This is a genomic window from Sphingobacterium sp. UBA6317 (genome assembly GCF_002440385.1).
In the GTDB taxonomy this organism is placed as follows: domain Bacteria; phylum Bacteroidota; class Bacteroidia; order Sphingobacteriales; family Sphingobacteriaceae; genus Sphingobacterium; species Sphingobacterium multivorum.
On sequence record NZ_DJTD01000041.1, the window covers coordinates 71,920 to 92,040 of the forward strand.

The 20,121-nt window shown below is 41.9% G+C and carries 15 protein-coding genes; 6 read left to right on the forward strand and 9 right to left on the reverse strand.

Annotation, left to right across the window (positions count from 1 at the left end; translation table 11 throughout):
• Nucleotides 1–11 precede the first annotated feature (11 nt).
• Nucleotides 12–2,288, forward strand: coding sequence for a beta-glucosidase BglX (gene bglX / locus B3E92_RS13100; RefSeq protein ID WP_286897166.1), 2,277 nt, complete (start codon nt 12–14; stop codon nt 2,286–2,288).
• A 100-nt stretch (nt 2,289–2,388) separates the two neighbouring features.
• Here the strand turns inward: bglX and B3E92_RS13105 are convergent, their stop codons facing one another.
• The 4 genes from B3E92_RS13105 to B3E92_RS13120 all read right to left on the reverse strand — a co-directional run bounded on the left by B3E92_RS13105 (nt 2,389) and on the right by B3E92_RS13120 (nt 9,961).
• Nucleotides 2,389–3,723: a sulfatase-like hydrolase/transferase gene (locus B3E92_RS13105; RefSeq protein WP_254667765.1), complete on the reverse strand. Its 1,335-nt coding sequence runs from the start codon at nt 3,721–3,723 to the stop codon at nt 2,389–2,391.
• 73 nt (nt 3,724–3,796) lie between these two features.
• Nucleotides 3,797–5,407, reverse strand: coding sequence for a RagB/SusD family nutrient uptake outer membrane protein (locus B3E92_RS13110; protein WP_286897168.1), 1,611 nt, complete (start codon nt 5,405–5,407; stop codon nt 3,797–3,799).
• A 32-nt stretch (nt 5,408–5,439) separates the two neighbouring features.
• Nucleotides 5,440–8,535, reverse strand: a complete 3,096-nt coding sequence (locus tag B3E92_RS13115) for a SusC/RagA family TonB-linked outer membrane protein (protein WP_286897170.1) — start codon at nt 8,533–8,535, stop codon at nt 5,440–5,442.
• 439 nt (nt 8,536–8,974) lie between these two features.
• Nucleotides 8,975–9,961, reverse strand: coding sequence for a hypothetical protein (locus B3E92_RS13120; protein WP_286897172.1), 987 nt, complete (start codon nt 9,959–9,961; stop codon nt 8,975–8,977).
• Between the two features lie 225 nt (nt 9,962–10,186).
• On the opposite strand from B3E92_RS13120, the gene B3E92_RS13125 reads away from it, so the two are divergent.
• Both B3E92_RS13125 and cydB read left to right on the forward strand, forming a co-directional pair.
• On the forward strand, nt 10,187–11,524 hold the full coding sequence (locus B3E92_RS13125) for a cytochrome ubiquinol oxidase subunit I (protein WP_112374156.1): 1,338 nt from the start codon (nt 10,187–10,189) through the stop codon (nt 11,522–11,524).
• 6 nt (nt 11,525–11,530) lie between these two features.
• Nucleotides 11,531–12,607, forward strand: a complete 1,077-nt coding sequence (cydB, locus tag B3E92_RS13130) for a cytochrome d ubiquinol oxidase subunit II (RefSeq protein WP_115047975.1) — start codon at nt 11,531–11,533, stop codon at nt 12,605–12,607.
• 9 nt (nt 12,608–12,616) lie between these two features.
• On the opposite strand, the gene B3E92_RS13135 is transcribed toward cydB, so the two are convergent.
• The 5 genes from B3E92_RS13135 to B3E92_RS13155 all read right to left on the reverse strand — a co-directional run bounded on the left by B3E92_RS13135 (nt 12,617) and on the right by B3E92_RS13155 (nt 17,256).
• Nucleotides 12,617–13,243 (reverse strand): LuxR C-terminal-related transcriptional regulator, encoded by a 627-nt coding sequence (locus tag B3E92_RS13135; RefSeq protein ID WP_070569509.1) that lies wholly within the window; start codon nt 13,241–13,243, stop codon nt 12,617–12,619.
• Between the two features lie 12 nt (nt 13,244–13,255).
• The gene (locus tag B3E92_RS13140) at nt 13,256–15,223 is read right to left on the reverse strand and encodes a sensor histidine kinase (RefSeq protein WP_286897174.1); all 1,968 of its coding nucleotides are present in this window, start codon (nt 15,221–15,223) and stop codon (nt 13,256–13,258) included.
• Between the two features lie 353 nt (nt 15,224–15,576).
• Complete coding sequence (locus B3E92_RS13145; RefSeq protein ID WP_286897175.1) at nt 15,577–16,131, reverse strand: NADPH-dependent FMN reductase; 555 nt, start codon at nt 16,129–16,131, stop codon at nt 15,577–15,579.
• The gene (locus tag B3E92_RS13150; protein ID WP_286897177.1) at nt 16,131–16,628 is read right to left on the reverse strand and encodes a DUF2480 family protein; all 498 of its coding nucleotides are present in this window, start codon (nt 16,626–16,628) and stop codon (nt 16,131–16,133) included. Before B3E92_RS13150 ends, B3E92_RS13145 begins: the two co-directional genes overlap by 1 nt.
• 1 nt (nt 16,629) lies before the next feature.
• Nucleotides 16,630–17,256 carry a superoxide dismutase gene (locus tag B3E92_RS13155; protein WP_286897178.1) on the reverse strand — a complete coding sequence of 209 codons (627 nt, stop codon included), beginning with the start codon at nt 17,254–17,256 and terminating at the stop codon, nt 16,630–16,632.
• Nucleotides 17,257–17,445: 189 nt separating this feature from the next.
• Here B3E92_RS13155 and B3E92_RS13160 point away from each other — a divergent pair, with 189 nt between their 5' ends.
• The 3 genes from B3E92_RS13160 (at nt 17,446) to fabF (ending at nt 20,050) form a co-directional block, all read left to right on the forward strand.
• Entirely contained in the window at nt 17,446–18,072 is a 627-nt protein-coding gene (locus tag B3E92_RS13160; RefSeq protein ID WP_286769787.1) for a helix-turn-helix transcriptional regulator, read from the forward strand.
• 84 nt (nt 18,073–18,156) lie between these two features.
• Nucleotides 18,157–18,750 (forward strand): TetR/AcrR family transcriptional regulator, encoded by a 594-nt coding sequence (locus B3E92_RS13165; protein ID WP_286769788.1) that lies wholly within the window; start codon nt 18,157–18,159, stop codon nt 18,748–18,750.
• Nucleotides 18,751–18,811: 61 nt separating this feature from the next.
• Nucleotides 18,812–20,050 carry a beta-ketoacyl-ACP synthase II gene (gene fabF / locus B3E92_RS13170; protein WP_286897180.1) on the forward strand — a complete coding sequence of 413 codons (1,239 nt, stop codon included), beginning with the start codon at nt 18,812–18,814 and terminating at the stop codon, nt 20,048–20,050.
• Nucleotides 20,051–20,121: the final 71 nt, after the last annotated feature.

The following is a 20,121-nucleotide window of genomic DNA, read 5'->3' on the forward strand; positions in this document are numbered from 1 at the left end:
AAAATAATACGATGAAAAAAGTAGTAGGTACTTTCCTTCTTGCATTGCTCGCCTGGCATACAAGTCCAGCGCAATCCAATCCGAAAATGGACACATTCATTGATCAGCTTATGGCTAAGATGACTGTCGAAGAAAAGATTGGACAACTTAATTTGGTAACCGGTGGCGAAGCGACAACTGGAACCACTGTATCCACCGATGTGGATACCAAAATTAGAAACGGCCAAATCGGTGGTATTTTCAGCATGAGCACACCAGCGAAAATTCGCAAAACGCAAGAAATAGCCGTCAAGCAATCCCGCTTAAAAATACCCATCATTTTTGGGATGGATGTCATTCACGGTTATCGTACGGTATTCCCAATTCCCTTAGGTCTTGCTGCTACCTGGGATATGAACTTGATTCAACAATCGGCACGTATTGCCGCCGAAGAAGCTACCGCTGATGGAATTAATTGGGCATTTTCGCCCATGGTCGATATCTCGCGCGATCCACGCTGGGGCCGTATTTCCGAAGGTGCGGGTGAAGATACCTATCTAAGCTCGCGAGTTGCAGAAGCCATCGTCCATGGCTTCCAAGGGGATAACCTGGCAGCACATAACACCATGATGGCCTGTGTCAAACATTTCGCCTTATATGGTGCAGCCGAAGGTGGTCGTGATTACAATAGCACGGATATGAGCCTTCACCGCATGTACAACGAATATCTACCTCCTTATAAAGCAGCGATAGATGCGGGAGCAGGAAGTATCATGACTTCTTTTAACGATATCAATGGTGTCCCTGCCTCGGCAAATAAATGGTTAATGACGGATGTGTTACGTAAGCAATGGGGCTTTAAAGGATTGGTCGTAACTGATTACACTGCTGTAAACGAATTAACAGCACATGGCCTCGGTGACCTCCAACAGGTCTCGGCCTTAAGCCTGAATGCTGGCGTTGATATGGATATGGTCGGTGAAGGGTTTCTGACGACATTAAAAAAATCTTTAGATGCGGGCAAGGTCAAAATAGCAGACATCGATAGGGCCTGCCGGTTTGTTTTGGAAGCCAAGTATAAATTAGGCTTATTTGACGATCCCTACCGCTATTGTGACGAAAAACGGGCAAAAACTGTAATCGGATCGGCTGCCAATCATGCAAAAGCCCGGGAAATTGCAGCAAAATCTTTTGTCTTGCTGAAAAATGAAAACCAAGCACTTCCATTAAAAAAAACAGGTACAATTGCTGTAATTGGTCCATTAGCCAATTCAGGTCCAAATATGCCCGGAACGTGGAGTGTCAGTGCTGAATTGGACAAAACAGCCTCTTTAGTGGAGGGAATGAAAGCCGTGTTGGGTAATCAAGTCAATATCCTCACACACCTGGGCAGCAATCTGTTGGAAGATCCAATTTACCAAAAGCATGCAACCATGTTTGGCCGTACCATAACACGCGATTCCCGAAAAGAAGAGGAGATCATCGCAGACGCTGTAAAAGTTGCTCAACAATCCGATGTGGTCGTGGCTGCCCTTGGTGAATCATCAGAAATGTCGGGTGAAAGCTCCAGTCGCTCCGAATTGGACATTCCGAAAAATCAACAGAACCTGTTAAAAGCATTACTGGCAACAGGAAAACCAGTTGTATTGGTGTTATTTACGGGTAGACCACTTACGCTTACCTGGGAAGATGCTCACGTACCAGCCATATTAAATGTGTGGTTTGGCGGAACGGAAACAGGAAAAGCAGTAGCCGATGTCTTATTTGGGGACGTCGTTCCTTCAGGTAAGATTACCGCCACCTTCCCACGCAATGTTGGTCAGATTCCGATCTATTATGCGCACAAAAACACCGGTAGACCCTACGGAAACTCGGGCGATTTTGAAAAATTCAAATCAAATTATCTCGATGTAAGCAATTCCCCACTCTACCCTTTTGGTTATGGATTAAGTTATACGACGTTTACCTATGGTGAAATTCGTCTTGACCGCAACACAATTGACGATAAAGGTACGCTGCTAGCAAGTATCGACATCCGCAATACAGGAAACTATGATGCGGAAGAAACCGTGCAGCTCTATATCCAGGATGTTGTTGGTTCTGTCACTCGTCCTGTAAAAGAATTAAAAGGCTTTCAAAAAATATTCCTCAAAAAAGGAGAGCAAAAAACGGTAAACTTTAACATCAAAGTAGATGATCTCAAATTTTTTGACAACAATCTGAATTACGTTGCCGAACCAGGAACTTTCAAAGTCTACATTGGTCCCAACAGCCGTGATGTCAAAGAAAAAGAGTTTGAATTGCTTTAAATCTATTGCATCTCTATAAAAAAACAAGGCGGCACTTCGAAAATAAGTGCCGCCTTGTCTATGTTTAACGATGTCTATGTTTAGTCATTGCTATTTCTAGCTACTTCATATTCCCATCAAAGCTTTCAAACAATAAACGCAATTCCGCCGCTTTTTCTGGATATTCCGTTAAAATATTGGTTCTTTCACTCGGATCCCAGGCAATGTTATGTAGTTCTTCAATAGCATCATAAGGTTTACCCGAAATCTGATTGACTCCACCCGCTATCCGACGATACTTCCAGTCACCTGATCGAACCGCCTCAACATGTCCATAATTCACCAAAAATATTGGTCTATGTGCTGTTTTTAAATCTTCCGATTTGCCGTTCAATAAAGAATCGATCGCTTGACCATCGATAGATTTCTTCGGCAATGATGCACCGGTCCATTTGGCGATGGTCGGCAATACATCCAAGTTGCTAATTGCCTGTCGAAGAACTTTCCCTTCTTGGGCATAACCTTTTCCATAAATAATGAACGGTACACGGACACCACCTTCTGTTGTTTCGGCTTTCGACCCTTTGAAGACACCTGCAGTACCCACATGCCAGTTCTTTGTAGCGTGATCGTCAGACATTCGCGATGGATAAGCTATCCAGGGACCATTATCACTTGAAAAAATTAAAATGGTGTTATCGGCGAGGCCTTTTCGCTCAACCGTTTTCCAGAGCTCCGAAAAATTATGATCCAGCTCCTGCATCACCGCACCCAGAGGGCCTGCATTTTGCTGATCTGCAAATCGGTTCTTTTTGTTGGCAAATGCCAAAGGAAGATGCGGAAAATTATGCGCATAGTATAAAAAGAATGGATGATCTTTATCTTGATCTTCGATAAACTTCACTGTTTCTTTGTGATAAAGTGCGCTCAGATCCGAATCGTCGGGTGCCACGACTTCAGGTTTCCGATTCCGGAAGATCTTAATGACAGAGTCGGTCTTTACATAAGGATCGCGGTAATCGTGGCTATACAGCATGCCATAAAAAGAATCGAAGCCTTGCTGATTAGGATGATGGTAAGTTTGTTTATCTCCTAAATGCCATTTTCCGACCAATGCTGTCCGATAGCCTACCTTTTTTAATAATTCGGCAATCGTTTCCTCCTCATCAGGCAAGCCTAAATCTGAGCCTGGACCGATTGGTGCTGGAAGATTATAACGTGAAGCATATCTCCCGGTTAATAAAGAAGCTCTTGAAGGTGTACACGAGGGCGTAGAAACCATAAAGTTTGTTGCTCTCACGCCCTTACTGGCGATCGAATCCAAAAAGGGGGTTGAAATATTCGGACTTCCATAACAGCCAATGTCGCTATATCCGAGATCATCGGTCAAAATTAAGATAATATTAGGCTTTTTTTGCTGGGCATTGGCAAAAGCCACCAGTAAAAATAAAGCCATAGCGGTCATAAATTTAGTGTATCGCATCATAGTTGTATGAGTTAATTGGATTCGTGCCACAAGATAACAATTTTTACCAATTTGGATTCTGTTTTAAATTCGGATTGAGGTTAATTTCCCGTTGTGGAATGGGCCAGAGATAATGCTTTTTCGCATCAAAAACACGGCTTTCGGAGGCTGCTTCAACGACAACTGCCTCTCCGTTATTATTTTGATAGGTGATGCCATACACTTTACCAGGAACAACCTTTTCAGCAGTTTTCCATCGTCTTATATCCGCGAGATGCAACCCCTCAAATGCCAGTTCCACCGTACGTTCCCGACGAACCAGCTGACGAAGTTGTTCTTGATTTGCTTGATTACTTACTATTGGAAGCTTTACATCCGTTCGTGAATTTCTAATTTGGTTGATCGCATCATAAACACTGGCATCAACCTCACCGAGCTCAATCTTCGCCTCCGCATAGGTCAATAATATCTCAGCATAACGTAATAGTATAATATTCAAGCCACTTTTTGAGGGGTTTGCCAAATCCTTTTTATCGATATACTTCTTTATATTAAAACCTGTTGTTGAAGCAATATAGGTACTGCCCACGGCATCGGCAGTCCCACTATTTGGTGCTGGATGAAAAATTGCTCCATTTGGAAGTGGATCGCCATCCAAAAAAATTGAAAAAGCAAGCCTCGGATCGCGATTTTTATAGGGATTTTTGGAATCATAACCACTATTAGCATCCGTAATTAAATCGCCTTTGGATGTGGTATAGCTATCGACCAAGGCTTTGGTAGGCACATAGGTACTCTGCCCATTTTGTTGGCTATAGGAGGCTAAGAGGTTAAAGACACTTTGTGTGTATATATTTTCCAGAAATTGCTTATCCAACAGCACCTCTTTGTTATTTTCAGCTGCATACGTAAACAGATTTGCGTACGAAGGGTAAAGCTCGAATCGTTTGCCATCGATAATCGTTTTTGCTGCCGTTGCTGCTGCTGCCAAACGTCCTGCATATAAATCCGACCGGGCTTTCAGGCCCAATGCGGCCCAACGGGTTATGCGTCCGATATCGTTACTGGAGTAGCTTTCAGGCAAACTTGCCGCAGCCAGTTCCAATTCGCTGTCGATAAAATCATAGATTTCAGATAGCGTCGCTTGTTGTACTTCTCTTCCTTCCTGTAGTGTCAATGGTGCCTTTACCAGAGGAACTGCACCGAATAAATAGGCCAATTTGATATATTGATAGGCTCTTAACACGCGCGCTTCGCCGATATATCGAGCAATCAATGTTTCATCTTTGCTGCCCTCGATTTTACCAACATTCGCCAAAAAGTAATTGGCTGCACCGATTCCTTTATAGGCACTGCTCCAGGTGTTGTACAACCGAGAACTTGAAGCATCATAGGTACCCAATTCAATATAGGCATCCACAGCGAAAGGCTGATTGACATGGGCTATATCCGTCAATGCATCGGAATAGAAGATTTCTGCTCCATCCAGGTCGTTGTAGAGCGCATTTACAGCTAGCTCCGCATCGGCTTGGCTCTTCCAAAATATATTTTCCGACAGGCGGTCGGTAGGTACAGCATCTAACAGATTCTTATCACAGCTAATCAGCATAAGCGAAAACAGTCCGAAACTGAAAATCAGGTTTCTTTTTTGATATAGATAGTTGTAAAATTTCATTCGTTTTCAATTATATATTATTAACAATCACACTACAGCGTCAAATTGACGCCCAGTGTATAAAGGCCGGTTTGCGGATAATATACCGCTCGTCCAGATTCCGCTTCAGGATCCAGGTTCCATTCATTCAATTTTGAAATTGTCCATAAATTCGTCGCGGATAGGTATACCCGAAATTTGTTGATTGCTGTCTTTCCGATAGCATGTAGTGGCACTGTATATCCAACCTGTATGTTTTTCAACCGCAGGTAAGAACCGTTAACCACTAAACGGTCCGAGGTTGCGACATTACGCAAATCATATTTGACCACGCGCGGAAAGCGTGCATCCGTATGTGTTGGTGTCCAATAATTGTTTGTAAATATTTCGTGTGTAAAGCCTTCCTGATTTCCCATCTCAGCCAATGCTCCTGACAATCGGGTATCGACTTTTGCTGCACCTTGAAAGAGCAGATCAAGATCAAAATTCTTAAAGGTGAAACTCCCATTTATTCCGAAGGTATATTTGGGGAAAGAGTTGCCAATAGCGGCCATGTCATTTGCATTGATCACCCCGTCGCCGTTCAAATCCACATATTTCACATCTCCGGGCTTCGTATTTGTAGCATACGTAGCGCCATAAGCTTGAATTTCCTCCGCAGACTGAAAGAGACCATCGGTCTTATATCCCCAAAGTGTGTTGATCGGAAGTCCTTTAGCAATAATATACCTTGGGTCAATATCCGATCCGGCAATGTAGGGTCCAGTACCTTTTAAATCGGTTACTTCATTATGGTTGATACTTAAATTTCCATTCAGCTGGTAAGCAAAAGCCCCAGGCGCACTTGGTCTTTTCTGATAATTTGCGCTGAATTCCCAACCGCGATTCAGTACTGTTCCCGCATTTTGGGGTGAAGGCTTTAATCCCAAAACGGCAGGAATATCCAGATTTAGTAGAATATCGTCAGTTACCTTTTTATAGTAATCCAGGGTAAAAGTCAAGCGATTGTTTAGGAAAGCGGCATCCAAGCCCAAATCATACTGCATCGTAGACTCCCAGCCCAATTGCTGATTGGCATAACTGTCCAGTCGATACCCCTGTACAGATTTACCCCCAAAATCATATCCTGCCGCAATGAGGGCAGAATAATAACTATACAAATCTACCGATTGGTTTCCTGTCTTGCCCCAGGAAGCACGCAATTTGAATTCGTTCAACGAATTTCGAATAGGTTCCCAAAAGTTTTCCTTGGATAAGAGCCATCCTGCTGATGCCGAAGGGAAAAAACCATATTGCTTGTCGCCCGTAAAACGGGATGAACCATCGTAACGCCCATTCACTTCGAGCAGATACTTGCCATCCCAATCGTAATTTATCCGACCAAAAAACGAACGCAAGCCATACTGCACATCATATCCATTATTGTTTTTGGTCGCATCATCAGCTCCTTGTCCGATAGAGGTGATATCATTATTGTAGAATCTTTCGCGATAAGCCGTTAAGTAATTTTGATAATTGTGAATCTGTGAATAGCCAACAAGTGCCTTAATATGATTTGGCCCAGCCGCCAATTGATAGGTCAACAGATTGTTCCATGTATACTCGCTGCTATTATCACGAATTTCGTTTAATGAATTGATCGGAAAACTTTTTACAATACCTGTATTTCGGTCCTTATTGTCAAAAGCGTTCAAAAAGGTTTTGGTATTATTTAGGTTCACTCTTACACCAAATTGGGACGTAAATAACAAATTTCTCCACAATTGAATGTCGGTTTTAACGATGGAGCTTAAGTAGTTTTCATTAACCTTTTTAAAACCACTTTTCTCAATCAGCATTAAAGGATTATTTCCTTGTGTACTTAATCCGTAGGTACCATCATCATATTTGGGGACCACCCACATCGAGCCATGGAGAAAGTTATTGATTGGATCACGTCCGGGCTCGGCGGCTTTACTATATCGGTAGTTTATACTTCCCGTAAAATTAAGCCAAGAGCTTGCTTTATAATCGTTGTTTAGCCTAATATCCGCCAGTTCAGCACCATAATGATCAATAATACCATCCTGTTTATTATAACGAACCGCCAATCTAGAACGTAGAATGTCATTTCCACCTGCGAATGACAAGGCATGGTCTTGTTGAGGAGCTGTTTTCAACAGCGTATCAAACCATGTATTCGGTAAAGGATATTTTTCGCGATCGGTCGCAGTCCGATAAGCCGTTATTGATTCGTCAGTAAATCGCGCCGGCACCGCCAGCCCCGCGTTACGGTAGGCGTCCTGTTGCAATTGGAGGTAGGATACGGCGTCCATCTGCTTTGGGGTGTTGATTGATTTTTGTAAGGCGTAGTAGCCATTATAATCAATCACAACATGTCCAGATTTTGCACTTTTGGTAGTTACAATAATTACACCGTTGGTCGCACGTGATCCATATATCGCCGTGGAAGCCGCATCCTTCAGGACTGAAATTGAAGCGATATCATTGGGGTTTAACTTTGACCAGGGTTGTTCAATTCCGTCCACAATGACCAAAGCATTATTCTTGCTGAGATCATATCCACTGGTGCTGCTCGAATTGGTATTAAATGTCGTCAATCCTCTAATTCGAATATTGGCAGCCGATTGCCCTGGTTTTCCACCAAGGTCTTGAACAGTCACCCCCGGTAATAAGCCCTGCAAAGCCTGCTGCGTATTAGAAACTGGTCTTTTCGTCAATTTATCACCATCAATACTGGCGATTGAATTGGTCAACGAGATTTTTTTCTGAGTTCCATAGCCAACAACCACCACCTCATCCAGGTCCTGTGTAATTGGCTCTAATTCAATTTTTGTGGGAGATTCGGAAACTAACAAGGACTTTTTCTTATAGCCAATGCGCGAGAGTGTAATGGAAAATGGTAATTTCTGTCCCGTTACAATTTGAAAAAAACCTTTTTGATCTGTTGTAACAACATGCGTTACAGCTTCGAGTTGAATGGTTACGCCTTCAAGAGGCTGCTTACGTTGACTATCATATACATAGCCTGATAAGGAAGCATTGACAATCGGTTTAACATCTGTTTGCGCATATACCTGATGCCCAACGCCAGATAACAATAAACATAGCGACAAGGTAGAATACCGGAGTACCCTAAGATTTTTCATAGATAAAGTATTAATGGTGAATACGAACAAGTGCCAACGCCAATCGAAAACTTGTTTTTATTTTGAAGACATGAGGGGAAGCGAGCGCCTCCCCTGCTGTCAGTTTGAGAAAAGATAAGGGAAATTATCCTATATGACACATTCGCATCTTTCTTACATCAGGGGATTCAGCCTTCAGAGACTTTGCAGTAATACTTACGAAAAATGTGCTTTTACTAATATTGATATGTTCCATAATAATGTGTTAATACGCCACGCTGAAAAGTAATGCATATTTTCAACAGCGATCTGTTATCTTTTCACAAATATAGGAGTAAATTTAATATAATCTACTAATTCTATAGATTTTATTAAAATAAATATACGAGACCTGCAAAGGGACTATATAAGCAGACTGGTAGCCGTAAAAGGTTACCGATTAAGGATAAGCAAGGAACGCTTATTTTAAAGTTTTTAGATAGGTTTTAATCAGCAGGATGCCTTCATCATGCAATACGGTGGTTCCCTTTTGAGGCATATGCATCTCTCCCAATGTAGACATCCGTCCAATAATCTTCGCTTGTTTCAACCAAATTCCAGTTTCATGCATGGGGCTTTCATAACGAAGATCCAGCATGGTCATATAGGCTGTCCCTTTCGGATTGTGACAATGGGCACAGTTGATTTCCAAATAAGCTCGCGCACGACTTGCAGTCGATTGGGCAAGGTCATCATAACTCGGTAAATTCGTGAAGCTTTTCATGGACTTCAGTTCGAGAGCCCCCTGTTTGGTCAACTGCACCAGTTGCTGGATGCTGTCACCATCCTGACCGATTATCCGGTTCAGATTTCTGATCTTTGGACCTATCGGAAACAGCTGATTTCCTTGTCGATGGCATGCCATACAATCGTTTCGTGAAGGAATAATATAATTTGTTTGTCGCTCGTCACCTTTGCTGTCCAAAAACGAAACATGCACGGAAGCACTGTCCATCAACAACAAAGCTTCATCTTGGGCTACATTCCATTGATAGGTTGCTGCATTCCACTGTCCGTCTTTATAAATCAACAGCCGTGTTTCAAGCAATTGCTGTCGCACATCTCCGGCCGCATCTTTTTGCGGATAAAAAAATGTTTTGGCAATTAGGGTACCATCGGGGAAGCTGGGCAAACCATCATCCGAGGCGATCATTTTTTTTCCCCTGGGAAGAAAGATGACGCGCTTTTTATCGGTATAGTCTGTAAATAAGGTCGAGGCTAATTCATAGGAAATTCCCTGGTCGTTTGGAACAAGATCAGCAATTTTGCCTTTGAATAAATTGTAATCAGATAATTTATCTCGAAACACAATATTATCTTTAGCGATTGTACCCCGCCCCGTATTATTCAATACAATAAAAAATATAGGTATCAATAAAATACCCATCAAAATCAGCACTTTCTTCATTTCCCTAATGCTCTTTTCTACCGTTCAAGTCCGTTTTAAATTCGGGCGAAGATAAGATAAAAAAGAGATTACGCTGATTGATATCTGCTATTGAGGTTCAGATTTTACAATGCGTACAGAAACAATAAAAATCCCGTTATTTTATCAAAAAATAAAACGGCTTCATGGATATATACGCAAATAAAAGGTTATATTTAGCTGTCTTTTAACCAAAACTTCGGCTACATGGAAGATATGATTCTCTATAATCGACTTCAGTTCGCATTTACTATTACATTCCATTATTTATTCCCTCAATTGACCATGGGTTTATCCCTCATGATCGTCTATTTCAAATGGAAATTTCTGCGGACACAAAACGAAGATTACAACCATGCATCCAAATTTTGGATGAAAATCTTTGCGCTTAACTTCACCATGGGCGTTGTAACAGGTATCCCCATGGAGTTTCAATTTGGTACCAACTGGGCTAAATTTTCTGAACTTACGGGTGGTATTATCGGACAGACCTTAGCCATGGAAGGTATGTTTTCCTTTTTCCTGGAGTCATCATTTCTGGGGATGTTTCTTTTTGGAGAGAAGTTGCTGGGGCATAAGCTCCATTTTTTATCCGGACTCATGGTCTTTATCGGATCTTGGGCCAGTGGTTTCCTGATTATCGCCACACATTCCTGGATGCAGCACCCTGTTGGGTATGAGATTCTTGAAAATGGCAAATTTGTACTGAACAATTTTAGTGCATTATTCAATAATCCATGGTTATGGCCATCTTATTTACATAATCAAGCCGCTTCGTTGGTGACCAGTTCCTTTTTTGTGGCCTCTATTGGAGCTTTCTATCTCCTAAGCGACCGGCATAGTAAGTTTGGAAAGATATTCGTTAAAAGTGGCGTCATCTTCGGCGCCATTTCATCGGTTATGTTGGCATTTCCTACGGGAGACCTTGCCGCCAAAAACGTAGTCAAATATCAGCCCGCAGCCTTTGCCGGCATGGAGGGCATTTTCAAAACGGAGCAAGGCGGATCCGAGATTATCCTGGTCGGCCAACCCGACATGGAAAACAAAAAGCTGGACAATAAAATAGCGGTGCCGAATGTCTTGAGCTTCCTCACCTACCAGCGCTGGGATGCAGAAATCAAAGGATTAAATGAATTTGACCAGTCCTTACATCCAACCAACGTACCCGGACTGTATTACAGCTATCACATCATGGTAGGGCTGGGTACCATATTCATCGGCATTATGGTTCTTGGAGCGCTACTGCTTTGGCGGAACAAATTGTATCAAACCAAATGGTTATTGTGGATCATCATGTTTATGATTCCATTTCCATACATCGCGAATACTGCAGGTTGGTATACAGCTGAATTGGGGCGGCAACCTTGGCTTGTTTATAATCTCATGCGAATGGTAGACGGTGTATCCCCTACCGTATCTTCCGGAAATACATTATTTACCTTTCTCGGCTTCGTCGGTTTATACATTCTTTTGGGCTTGTTATTTCTGATGTTAGTCTTGAAGATCATTAGAAAAGGTCCTGAAACGACAGTTGCATTAACCTAATTAGCTATGGAAATATTCTGGTTTATCGTATTAACTTTTATGCTGGGAATTTATATCGTACTCGATGGGTACGATTTTGGAGCGGGAATTGTCCATCTATTCTTTGCTAAAACCGAACAGGAGAAAAAAGCTGTTACCAACTCAATTGGGCCGTTTTGGGATGCCAATGAAGTCTGGCTCATCGCTTCTGGTGGTGTCCTATTTTTTGCTTTCCCCACACTCTACGCCTCCTCCTTCAGTGGTTTCTACCTTCCCCTAATGCTTGTACTTTGGTTACTTATTTTTAGAGCAATAAGTCTTGAACTCAGAGGTCAGGTTCATCATCGTCTTTGGGAAGCTTTATGGGATAAGGCTTTCGGCCTAGCAAGCCTGTTGCTGGCACTTTTCTTTGGCGCCGCGCTGGGCAATGTCGTTCGCGGAGTAAACCTGGGTATGGTAGAGAATGGTGTATCTACCCAAGAGCCGCACTATTTCTTCTTGGCACTTTGGAACCCGACATTTGACCCATTAGCCCAACATCAAGGCATCATAGACTGGTTCACTATCATATTAGGTTTAGTTGCCGTCGTTACATTAACCATCCACGGCGCAGGCTGGGTCATTCTGAAAACATCCAGTACATTGAACACGAGACTAAAGAACATTGTTTTTAAGCTCAACTTTGTCTTGCTTATTCTCGTCATACTATCGGCCTATGTATGGCATTATGTGAAACCCATCTCCCTTAACAATCTTCAAAATCATTATTGGCTATGGATATTCCCTGTGATAGCTGCCGTTGGATTACTTGGACAATTTTGGATCAAAACCTTTAAAAAAGATGGTATTGGCTTCCTATTTTCATCGCTGTTCATCCTAGGGAGCTTTGCGACGACCGTTGCTTCCATGTTCCCGATAGTATTGCCTTCAACGAATGACGTAAACCCCTCCTTGACGATTCAAAATGCGGCGGCGCATGAATATGGTCTTTCCGTAGGTTTAGGCTGGTTTATGTTTGCCGCAATTCTGGTGATTGCCTATTTTATCATCCAATTTAGGGTCTTCAAAGGTAAGCTGGATGACGTGGGTTACGGCGAACATTAAGAGCGGTCTCTATTCGAGTCCCAACAACTTATGTTTCATTGCCAGCTGTACGAGCTCAATCATATTTTTAACTTTGAATTTAGTCAGGAGATTGCGCCGATGCGTTTCAACCGTAACTGGACTTAAAAACAACTGTTCAGCAATTTGGTTCGTCGTAAGTCCCTTGGAGATCAACGTCAAAATCTCTTTTTCACGCTGTGTAAGCCGAGGTAGACCGCTGATCGTCGAAATTGCACCACGATAAAGTTCTTTTGCCCGATCACAAACGGCCTCTTTCCCATCGAGCCCGAGCTCTACGCAGCGCAGGAATTCTTCGTTGGTAACATCCTTTAAGATATAGCCATTTCCACCAGCCTGCATAAACTGAAAAATAAGGTTTCCATCGGCTAAATTGCTCAATGCAACAATGGGAATCATCGGAAACAGTTTCCTCACCTGTGTACAGACATCCACCCCATTTGTCTTTAACAGCTGCATATCCATCAGGATGAGATCGGCCCCCGTGATCTTTAAAAATTCAATTAACGCAATCTCTTCCAAAAAGGGGTATACGAGATACCCATCCTGATTATTGAGAAAAGAAGCGACACCTTCCAACAATAAGGGATGATCGTCTAACACTGCAATTATCTTCATGACTCCGCTTATTTAAACCGTTACACCAATTTCGATCTGCGTTCCAGATCCAAGCTTACTCTGAATATCAATTGATCCATTGATCCATTTCACCCTGTTGACCATATTATTTAAACCCAATCCATAATTTAACACAGCAGAATCAAAGCCTTTGCCATTATCCTCAACGAGGATATGGAGTACTTCCTCCGATTTACTTACCTGAACGATAATTGAATCTGCATTTGCATACTTTAGTGCATTTGAAATAGCTTCTTGAACAATTCGATACAGGGCCAACCCCTTTTGAAAGTCCACATTCAATTCAGGCTCGTAGTTCTCAAACTGGATCGAAACGTTACTATTTTTCATCGCCATACACAATTGCTCCAATGCTGCTATCAATCCAAACTGACGCAGCGATTCGGGCATCAGGTTATGGGATATCCGTCTTACTTCACCTAAAATATCGTTCAACTTCTGCGGCACTTCATCTGTCAAGAGCGTACTCTTTGCCACATCGCCGGCAATCTTAAATTTTAAACCTGTCAACATGCCACCTATGCTATCGTGCAGATCTTGGGCAATACGCTGACGCTCCTGCTCCTCTCCTTTTAGCATCGATTCCGAAATTTGCAACTGCTTTTCCTTTTCCATTTTGTCCAATGCGATTTCGTGATTGAGCTGTATCTGTGTATTAAGCTTCCGTTGTTTTCGATAGGAAAAAGTAACAAATAGCACAATAAAGAAAAGCAAAACGGCAATACCCAAAACGAGGAAAATCCGAAATTGGTTGCGTTCCTTTTCTGCGCGCAGATTCAGAATCTCTTTTTCTTTTTCTACGGTTTTATATTTTGCTTCCATCTCATTCATTTTCTCCAACAATTGGACCTTCTGAATACTGTCGGATAGCTGATTTGCCTTATTGGACATTTTCAGCGCATCCTGATAATTACCCATCAGCTCATTTACAGCCGCCAGTTGACTGTACACAATTTTACTGTTGTAAAGATCTCGCGTTAATAATCCATTTTTTACGATTTCCTCCAACTGTAGTTTAGCATCAGCATACTTTTTCTGCAGGAGATACACATTAAACTTTCTGAACCGCATCATCTGGAATAATTTCCAATTGTTCATTTTCACCGACCAATCCAACCCGATATCCAACAGGCGAAGGGCTTCATCAGTCTGTTGCTTTGTGGTAAAATAAAGCGCCTCATTGTAATAGTAATTCGGTAATTGCGAAGAATTTGGATAATCTTTCAAGAGCTGTTTGACTTTGTCCAATAGCACTCTTGCTTCTTTGGATTTTACCTGATAGCAATAATTGCTGACTGTATTGAGATAAGCCACCACAAGTGCAGCACTCGGTGGTTGCTGCTCGAGTTGCTTGATGGCCAGTTGATGGTATTCATCAGCTTTTGCAAGCTGATTGGACGACATAAACGCCATGCCGATCATCGTATTTATACTACCTTCCATGATGGGGTCATGTGCTTTGGCATAAGGCAAGCACTTCCCGTTTAGGATATCCAGAAAATCAGCAAATCCTTTTTTAGGAAATCGAATCAAGCCCAGATTATACCAAGCTTTGGACAAAAGACCCTGCTGAAAAGGTTTTTGCGCATTTCCAAGGAGGTCTACACATCGTTGAGCTTCAACTCCTGCATTTTTACTATCTAGAAATTGCCCGTAATAAAAGCTTTTGTAGAGTGCGCCCATCGCCTGTAAACTCCGGAACGGTTTGGCTAAACGCTCCCCCGCCCGCATATGATTCCAAAATTTGGTCGTATCCCTAAATCTATAATAATCTGCCAAATAAAAATGCTGCATTGCTTTCACACTATCTTCCGGGCTCGACCGCAATAACTTTTCCGCGTCAGATCGATATTTATTTTCATCCAATGGCAGAAAACTCTGTGCAGCTACAACATGTACAGTAAAGTATACTATAAAAAAGGCAATTATCTTCGTCAACTCTTTCAACTGAAACATCATTAATCCAATATCTTAATCATTTAAACAATTAAACTAAATGGGGACTTTTCAGCCAATGGTTTCATAATATGTAACAAGAAAGTCTGATGGTGGTTCAAGACTTCTCTCTACGTCTAAATTTGCGGTCGATCCGGCTTCGTCAAAGTCGACAGTAGAAAACGTAGGTCGGAAAACCGCAAAGGCAATTAGCGGATCCAAAAAACAAAGATATATCTCCGCGATGAATTGCTAAAGATATTCTTCTACTTTTTTGAAATTAATTTTCCATACAGGATTTGGCCAGTCTATTTAAATATAGGCTAAAACATCTTCCGTTGATAAAAAAGCCTCTCGAGCGATCGAGAGGCTTTTTATCAATGATATTCGCTGCTCTTTTTGGTAGCAATATCGATCAGCAAGTCAAGCTTACATTGGTAAGCCGAAGATACCACATGTGGATTATCCGGCTCAAAAAGCATAGATTTCATCATAGGCACACTAAAAGGCAATGTCCAGGCGCGGAGCGACTTCGCGATAGCATCCATTGCATTAATACTCTGTAGAGCGTGTACACCATCGGCCCAACACACCAGTCCGATATGTTTATCCGTCAGATAAGCCGGTTTATTTTTAGCACTGACTTCAAGCCAATCCAAACAATTTTTCATCACACCGGGAATACTTCCATGATAAAGCGGAGACAACCAAAAATGTACATCTGCTTCTAGAAACTGAGTATTCATAATCTTGACGGCATTGGGCACCCGATTGAGACTCAAATCAAATAAGGGTATTCCGCTATCAGCCAGATTAAAAATCGTATTTTCAATACCTCGTTGGTTTAGTTGGTCGGAAACATAGTGTGACAGTTTTCCCGATGTCGATTCTTGCCTTCTTTCCAAGGCACCATTGAATATTAATGCTTTCATTATACTTTTCCTTTTTTAAAAATAACTTTTGGCATACCAACCTCACCATACATCAAGGTCTGCACAATAGGAATCAAACGTTCCGTCGCCAACATATAAAGTGACGCCGGGATATTCGGACGAGCCCGTATGACAACCTTTTGCTGCTGAAAATGCGACAGATCCATTGCTTGCAAAGCCTGTATCCACAAATCTATTTCCAAAGCCTCTACCGTCTTAAAATCGTAATACGCTGCAACAGGATGAAGTTTTTCCGCCAGGGTCATATAGACCCAAGGCGGGATAATTGCGTCCACAGAACAGCTAATGGCAACCGCCTGATTTCGGAAAGCAGACCAGTCCACCGCGGTCAACGCTTCTCGGAATTCCTTTTCTTTAACGATTGCTTCCCGATACAACAATGTTTTGATGTCAAAACTTTGGATGGCGAGTTTGGACTTAAAATCAATCAGATCTAAAGCCAATATACCCGTGTTTTCAACTTTATTTATAAACATATCAAACCAAGCCTGCAATCACGGCATCGTATTTTTGTTCAACAACAGACCAATCCAAAAGCGACCAAAATGCATCTAAATAATCGGCCCTTTTATTCTGATATTTTAAATAATAGGCATGCTCCCAAACATCGACACCCAAAATAGGAAAACCCCTGCTGATGGATTGTGTATCCATTAGCGGATTATCCTGATTGGCGGTTGCGACGACATCTAAGGCACCGGAATGCTTGACATAAAGCCAGGACCAGCCCGAACCGAACTGCCCAAGCCCCGCATTTTTAATCTTGGCTTTGAGTTCCTCCAAAGAACCAAAGGCTGCATTTATCTCATCTGCTAACTTCCCTGTGGGTACCGTTTTTGGATTGGGCGATAAGATTTCCCAAAATAACGTATGGTTAAAGTGACCGCCGCCATTATTGCGGACTGCTGGGCTATATGTACTTATGTTTGTGAGTATATCCAATAGCGTGTCAGCTTCGCTTTCCGATCCTTCCAATGCCTTATTTAGATTGTCGACATAAGCTTGATGATGCTTTTGATGATGAATCGTCATGGTCTCGCGATCAAAATAGGGTTCAAGCGCCGCATAGGCATATGATAACTGGGGTAATTGAAATTTGTGCATAGTTTTATTGTTTTTTATGATAAGTCAAAACTAGAGAATCAATTTTAATAAAACAACTAAACAGTTGTTTTATTAAAGTCATAAAACTAAATTCGAAAAGACTAAACCTGTATCTGAAACACTTCTTAGAACAAAAAATAAAAATGCTATCTTTGTTGGTAGTACATAAAACAACTTTTTTATTGTCAAATGCAGAAAAGTCCAGCTGATCGAATATTGATGTTATTAAAAATGCGCCGAGAAGCCACAGCAGCTGTGATTGCAACAGCGTTGGCGATAACAAAAGAAGGCGCCCGTAAACATTTATTGAACCTCGCGAATCAAAACCTGATCGTATCCAATGCCCGTAGCGAAGGTATAGGCCGCCCCTCGACTTATTACAGTCTGTCGCCACAGGGTATGGCAAGATTCCCAGATAGTCATGCCGACATTACAGTACAATTGTTGCAGTCGATCAAACAGGTGCTTGGCGAGAATGCGCTGGATCTACTGATTAGTGACCGGGAGTCTAAGGTATATCAGAAATATACTGAAGCGCTATCAGGTATTGAATCCATCGAAAAAAAACTTGAAATTATAGCCGCAAAAAGAACAGAGGAAGGCTATATGGCTGAATGGAGGAAAGAAGCCGACGATTATCTTCTCATTGAAAATCACTGCCCCATATGTGCCGCAGCGACCGAATGTCAGGGATTTTGCCGGTCAGAACTGAATAATTTCCAGCAACTCATCGGTCCGGCCTATCGCATCTGTAGAACAGAATACATCATCGAAAACGCGCCTCGCTGTACCTATCGCATTTCAAAGGCGAAATAAAACCAATTTCTAAGACATTCCTGCACAAATTACTAATATACCAAAAAGTATTTTTTATATTTGCATTAAAAGAACAGGAATAACATGTCAAAAGCAGAACAGACACGGCAATATATCATTGAAAAAACTGCGCCCATTTTTAATAAGAAAGGCTATTTTGCGACTTCGCTCTCGGACATCACGACAGCGACAGGATTAACAAAAGGAAGTATCTATGGTAATTTCAAGGACAAAGATGACCTGGCTACTCATGTGTATACCTATCAGAGCAAAAAAATCTCCGAAGCCGTTAATCAGCAGATTATACAGCAAAAAACAGCGTTAAAGAAACTCTTGTCTTTTCTAGATTTCTACAAGGAAAATTTCAAAAATATCGCAGCTTCAGGAGGCTGTCCTATGATGAACGCGGCTGTAGAGGCCGATGACTCGCTGTCTTTTCTAACACCTAAAGTCAAACGCTCTTTTGACCTTTGGAAACAGCGGTTAATTCTAATCCTTGAAGAAGGAGTTGCCAGCGGCGAATTTAAACAGCATATTTCTACCGAAAATTATGCCATTACGTTTATGGCTATGGTTGAAGGCGGAATCCTGCTTTCCAAGATTTCCGGCCGAGCAAAAGATCTTGCCATTGTATTGGATAAAATGAAGGATATGGTGGATCGGGAGATCAAGGCGTAATTTTTTTTACAAAAACAAATACCAATTGGTATATTAATAGATTTATATCAAAAAAAAAGAGATGGAAAGAGTAGTAATAACTGGCATGGGAACGATTAACCCGCTGGGAGAAAATATAGACATATTTTGGGACAACATTTTACGGGGCGAGAACCACACAACGCTTATTAGCCGTTTTGATGCCTCGTTGTTTCGAACACAGATTGCAAGTGAAATTAAGCATTTTCAACCCGAAAAATACTTAGATAGAAATGAGATTAAACGAAGTGATCTCTTTACGCAATATGCTTTGTACAGTGCAGCGCAGGCGGTGGAAGATTCGGGACTAGATCTCGATACCATGGATCCATTTGATATCGGTGTAATTTGGGGTGTTGGTCAGGGTGGAATGGAAACTTTCGAAAACGAAGTTGAGGCTTACGTAACGGGAGATTATAAACCGAGATTCAGTCCTTTCTTTGTTCCTAGACTTATTGTGAATATGGCTTCAGGCATGATTTCAATGAAGTATGGCTTAAAAGGAATCAATTACACCACCGTATCAGCTTGTGCCACATCCAATACGGCCTTTATGGACGCCTTTAATTACATTAGGCTCGGCAAAGCCAAAGTCTTCATCAGTGGCGGTTCAGAAGCCCCCATCACCCCGGCTTCAGTTGGCGGCTTTTCTGCCATGAAAGCCATGTCGAGCCGACATGATAGTCCACAGACTGCAAGCAGACCCTTTGACCGTGATCGTGATGGTTTTGTCATGGGAGAAGGTGCCGGAGCACTCATCTTGGAAGAATATGAACATGCCAAGAAAAGAGGCGCAAAAATTTACGCGGAGCTTGTTGGAGCTTCAATGACCGCCGATGCTTACCATATGACCTCGCCCCATCCCGAAGGGATAGCGGCAGCCAAAGCCATGTCATTAGCTCTGGACGAAGCAAAAATCAATGCGAGCCAGCTTGACTATTTAAATCTCCACGCGACTTCAACGCCTGTTGGTGATATTGCCGAACTTAAAGCCGTGCAACGGGCTTTTGGCAACTCAGGCGATCTTTGGGTCAGTTCTACCAAATCAATGACAGGCCATTTACTAGGAGCTGCCGGCGCTATCGAAGCAATCATTGCCATAAAATCCATCAACAATAATGTAATTCCTGCAACAATTAATATTGAAAATATCGATCCCGATATTCCCGAAGGAATTCATATTGTCGTCAATCAGCCCCTGGAAAAAACAGTTCAGACCGCAATGAGCAATGCCTTTGGCTTTGGAGGACACAATTCGAGTATCGTCTTCAAAAAGATTTAATTTTTTTGAAATAAATCTTGACAAAGTGTAATAAACACACTATCTTTGTAGCATCATAATTTAGGTTTATA

Bases quoted from the DNA above. Each gene is read 5' to 3' on its own strand.
- bglX (WP_286897166.1), top strand. From the start codon at position 12: ATGAAAAAAGTAGTAGGTACTTTCCTTCTTGCATTGCTCGCCTGGCAT.
- B3E92_RS13105 (WP_254667765.1), bottom strand. From the start codon at position 3,723: ATGGCTTTATTTTTACTGGTGGCTTTTGCCAATGCCCAGCAAAAAAAG.
- B3E92_RS13110 (WP_286897168.1), bottom strand. From the start codon at position 5,407: ATGAAATTTTACAACTATCTATATCAAAAAAGAAACCTGATTTTCAGT.
- B3E92_RS13115 (WP_286897170.1), bottom strand. From the start codon at position 8,535: ATGAAAAATCTTAGGGTACTCCGGTATTCTACCTTGTCGCTATGTTTA.
- B3E92_RS13120 (WP_286897172.1), bottom strand. From the start codon at position 9,961: ATGAAGAAAGTGCTGATTTTGATGGGTATTTTATTGATACCTATATTT.
- B3E92_RS13125 (WP_112374156.1), top strand. From the start codon at position 10,187: ATGGAAGATATGATTCTCTATAATCGACTTCAGTTCGCATTTACTATT.
- cydB (WP_115047975.1), top strand. From the start codon at position 11,531: ATGGAAATATTCTGGTTTATCGTATTAACTTTTATGCTGGGAATTTAT.
- B3E92_RS13135 (WP_070569509.1), bottom strand. From the start codon at position 13,243: ATGAAGATAATTGCAGTGTTAGACGATCATCCCTTATTGTTGGAAGGT.
- B3E92_RS13140 (WP_286897174.1), bottom strand. From the start codon at position 15,223: ATGATGTTTCAGTTGAAAGAGTTGACGAAGATAATTGCCTTTTTTATA.
- B3E92_RS13145 (WP_286897175.1), bottom strand. From the start codon at position 16,131: ATGAAAGCATTAATATTCAATGGTGCCTTGGAAAGAAGGCAAGAATCG.
- B3E92_RS13150 (WP_286897177.1), bottom strand. From the start codon at position 16,628: ATGTTTATAAATAAAGTTGAAAACACGGGTATATTGGCTTTAGATCTG.
- B3E92_RS13155 (WP_286897178.1), bottom strand. From the start codon at position 17,256: ATGCACAAATTTCAATTACCCCAGTTATCATATGCCTATGCGGCGCTT.
- B3E92_RS13160 (WP_286769787.1), top strand. From the start codon at position 17,446: ATGCAGAAAAGTCCAGCTGATCGAATATTGATGTTATTAAAAATGCGC.
- B3E92_RS13165 (WP_286769788.1), top strand. From the start codon at position 18,157: ATGTCAAAAGCAGAACAGACACGGCAATATATCATTGAAAAAACTGCG.
- fabF (WP_286897180.1), top strand. From the start codon at position 18,812: ATGGAAAGAGTAGTAATAACTGGCATGGGAACGATTAACCCGCTGGGA.